We start from the raw sequence: 2,208 nt of genomic DNA on the forward strand, positions 1-2,208 counted from the left end.
GGATTCAACAGGTGGAGGTTGCAGTATGAGCTGGCACACGTTTACGGACAAGCCGGTTACACCGGGCATGTGGTTTGTAGCTGCGAGAGTTAATGCCAACAAGCAGTTGGAGGGGCAGGTGTTTGTGTATGACAAGCGCGGCTGGCTGGCGGACGGGTTGCTTGATGTTGTGGCGCACCGTCCCGGCGGCCCTGAGGAGGTCACGGATTTTCTGCTTTCTTTGGGTTTCGAGTTCTGGATGGCGTTGCCGGATGTGGAGGTGGCGGCATGAGCTGGTTATTCGGTGAGCCGCCGGAGCGCGGCAGGTTTGTTGCGCTGTTTGACGATGGTAGCGGTGCGGCGTTGTTCGTGTGGGACGGTCATTTGTTGGATGCCGATGGCGACGACCACGGCGTGATGAATGGCGAGGAGCTGGAGGACTGGTTGTATGAGAGCGGTCATTGGTGCTGGACAGCGTTGCCGGAGGGGTATGCCGTGGGTTTTGGGGTAACGACTGCGGCGCGGGATACGCGCTGGCGATTCGCCGAGATGCCCGCACGCGGTACGCGCTTTGTCGCGCTACGCAAGGACGGGCGCGGGGCTGAGGTGTTTTTCAGGACGCCGCTTGGTGCGGTACTGGATGCTGAGGGCGGCGAGCGCCTGCCCGCGTGGGCGACCGACGCCGCGTTGGTGCCATGGTTCGAGGATGCGGGGTTCGCCTTCTGGTTGCCCTTGCCGGATGGGATGCAGTTGTTTTTTGAGGGGCAATCATGAGCCGCATCAGTAATTCTTTCACCATCGCCAATGCCATTGTCGATTTGGATTTGCGTCGGATGTCCGGCAACGCGCTCAAGTGCTATGTGGTGATTGTGCGCAAAACCACAGGATGGAACAAGTCTTCAGACCGCATTTCCATCAGGCAGTTTCAGGAGCTTGCGGGCATTGCCAAACGCGACACGGTTGGCAAGGCGCTACGCGAACTTGAGGAAATGGGGCTGATTATCCGCCATGAATCGTACGGGAAAATCACGACCTACTCGCTCAATTTTGACGAGCCATCGCCATCTTCCGACGACCATACCCACCCCGATGAACGGGGTGACACCCACCCCGATAAACGGGGCACTACAAAAGACACTATGACAAAAGACACTTCTAACAAAGGGAGTGTGTGCGCTGACGCGCCACCCGCGCCCCCCGAACCTGACCAGCCGAAACCGAAACGGCGGTCGAAGGCGGACGAGTTCGTCGCGTTCTTGGCAGAGCGGGGCGTGGAAGAAGAAACCGCCCGCGCCTGGTGGAAGTATCACGACGGCAAGGAGATGACGGAGTACGCCTGGAAGCGGCATTGCCGGCAGGCAGAAGTGGCAGGCATCAGCCCGCAGGAGGCGGCGGCATACGCGGCAGAGCGGAAATGGCAAGGATTTTACGCCAACAGCTACCTGAGGGACATGGCAGAAACCGAACAGGCCAAGCAAATGCGCGACCGCATGGCAGCGCAGCCGCAAGGCCGCACGTTTGACCAGACCGGCCGCGAGGTGTCGCCCGCTGGCGTGCCGGGGATGCCGAACGGGTTTGGCGGCGTACCGCAGGGCGGCAGCGCCATCAGCCGGGGCTTGGCGATTCTGGACAGTTTCATTCAAGACGAGGATTAAATCATGCAAATCAATCAATTACCCAAGAGTGTCAGTAATGCGGTGGCAAACGGCCTGAAGCGTTTGCTGGTGTTGCGCATGGAGGGCGCGCCGTCGTCTGACGACATGGCGGCGGTGTTGCAAGTTTGGCTGGAGGCGCTGGCGTGTGGCAGGCAATGGGGAGATGACGACAGCGCGCGGGTGAAATCAGCGTTTCTGCGTTTGTGCCAAACGTGTATTCGCTGGCCACAGCCCGCGCAGTTGCTGGCCAGTCTGCCTCCCAAAGACTCCCCGCTGGCGTTGCCGGAGGCGCCGATGAGCGTCGAAGAGCGCGCGAAACAGGATGCTTGGCTGGACGATATGGTCGCAATGATTACCGGCAAGATGCGCATCAATGCGCCGCGCGATGATGAGATGTTCCCCAAAGGCGGTGCGGCATGACCGGGGCAATCCTGCGCCGTCTGCGCGAGGCCTGCGGCTATACACGCCCGCAGGTGGGCAAGATGGCTGCGATGTCGGAAAGCGCGCTGGCGCGTCTTGAGCAACGCGGGCAATCGCTCCCCGTGTATTACCCCGACCGGTTGCGGGTGCGTGC

General features: G+C 60.8%; 5 protein-coding genes. All 5 read left to right on the top strand.

All coding sequences use genetic code 11. The features are described from left to right. A partial coding sequence (locus tag Q0349_RS07795; RefSeq protein WP_298080305.1) for a hypothetical protein occupies positions 1-271 on the top strand: 271 nt, incomplete at its 5' end. Continuing rightward, positions 268-753: a hypothetical protein gene (locus Q0349_RS07800; protein WP_298080306.1), complete on the top strand. Its 486-nt coding sequence runs from the start codon at positions 268-270 to the stop codon at positions 751-753. The genes Q0349_RS07795 and Q0349_RS07800, both read left to right, overlap by 4 nt. Continuing rightward, a complete protein-coding gene (locus Q0349_RS07805) occupies positions 750-1,634 on the top strand; it encodes a replication protein (protein WP_298080307.1) in 885 nt (294 codons plus the stop codon). The genes Q0349_RS07800 and Q0349_RS07805 overlap by 4 nt, the downstream gene beginning before the upstream one ends. Positions 1,635-1,637: 3 nt before the next feature. After that, complete coding sequence (locus tag Q0349_RS07810; protein WP_298080308.1) at positions 1,638-2,054, top strand: hypothetical protein; 417 nt, start codon at positions 1,638-1,640, stop codon at positions 2,052-2,054. Next, the coding region (locus Q0349_RS14110) for a helix-turn-helix transcriptional regulator (protein ID WP_366916294.1) at positions 2,051-2,208 on the top strand (158 nt) is incomplete at its 3' end. The genes Q0349_RS07810 and Q0349_RS14110, both read left to right, overlap by 4 nt.

The organism is uncultured Cardiobacterium sp., assembly GCF_938028185.1.
Classification (GTDB): domain Bacteria; phylum Pseudomonadota; class Gammaproteobacteria; order Cardiobacteriales; family Cardiobacteriaceae; genus Cardiobacterium.